Source organism: Belnapia rosea (genome assembly GCF_900101615.1).
GTDB classification, from domain to species: Bacteria; Pseudomonadota; Alphaproteobacteria; order Acetobacterales; family Acetobacteraceae; genus Belnapia; species Belnapia rosea.
This window is the reverse complement of the sequence record NZ_FMZX01000113.1, coordinates 1-1,277: the sequence shown is the minus strand read 5'-3', so window position 1 is coordinate 1,277 and position 1,277 is coordinate 1. Positions and strand designations below refer to the sequence as shown.

Annotated in this window: 1 protein-coding gene; it reads right to left on the bottom strand. The window is 70.0% G+C overall.

Annotated features, from left to right (window positions below; all coding sequences use genetic code 11):
- Positions 1 to 1,277: UDP-glucose dehydrogenase family protein (locus BLR02_RS28300; RefSeq protein WP_090665502.1), on the bottom strand; the 1,277-nt coding region annotated here is incomplete at its 3' end.

The following is a 1,277-nucleotide window of genomic DNA, read 5'->3' as shown; positions in this document are numbered from 1 at the left end:
CCGGCCTCGCGCATGGCAGCCGGGTCCCAGGCGTTGCGCAGGTCGAGCACGACCCGGCCCCGCATCGCCCCGCGCAGCCGCTCCGGTGCCATGGAGCGGTACTCGTTCCACTCCGTCAGCAGCGCCACCGCATCCGCCCCCGTCACCGCCTCCAGCGGCGTCGCCGCGAAGGTGATGGCGCCCGGCAACGACTGCCGCGCCTGGTGCGGCTGCGGGTCGTGCACCGTCACGCGGGCGCCGGCGGCCACCAGCTTCGGCAGGATCACCAGGCTCGGCGCGTCCCGCATGTCATCCGTCTCGGGCTTGAAGGTCACGCCCAGGATGCCGATCGACTTGCCCGCCACATCGCCGCCGAGCGCGGCGATGATCCGGTCCGCCATCGCCGCCTTCCGCGCGTCGTTCACCGCGATCGTCGCCTCGACGAGGCGCACCGGCGAGCCGGCATCGCGCGCCGTCATCGCCAGCGCCAGCGTGTCCTTCGGAAAGCAGCTGCCGCCATAGCCCGGCCCGGCATGCAGGAACTTCCGCCCGATCCGCCCGTCGAGCCCCATGCCGCGCGCCACGTCATGCACATCGGCGCCCACCCGCTCGCAGAGATCGGCGATCTCGTTGATGAAGGTGATCTTGGTCGCCAGGAAGGCATTCGCCGCGTACTTGATCAGCTCCGCCGTCTCGATGCTGGTGGCGACGATCGGCGTCTCGATCAGGTAGAGCGGCCGGTACAGCCGCCGCAGCACGGCGAAGGCCTCGTCGCTCTCGGCGCCGAGCACCACCCGGTCCGGGCGCATGAAGTCGCCGATGGCGTTGCCCTCGCGCAGGAACTCCGGGTTGCTGGCGACATGGATCGCCAGCTCGGGCCGCACCCGCCCGACGATCTCCTTGATCTTCCGCCCCGTCCCGACCGGCACCGTGGACTTGGTCACCAGCACCAGCCCGTCCCGCTTCGCCGCCCGGGCGACGCCCTCAGCGGCGGCAAAGACATATTGCAGGTCGGCATGGCCATCGCCGCGGCGCGACGGGGTGCCGACGGCGAGGAAGACGCAGTCCGCCCCCTCCATCGCCTCCTCGAGGCTGGTGGTGAAGCTCAGCCGGCCGTCCTTCTGGTTGTCGATCACCAGCTTGTCGAGACCCGGCTCATAGATCGGGATCACGCCGCGGTGCAGCGCCTCCACCTTCGCCGGATCAGTGTCCACGATGCAGACATTGATGCCGAACTCGGCAAAGCAGGCACCAGACACCAGCCCAACATAGCCAGCCCCGAGAACTGCAATCCTCAT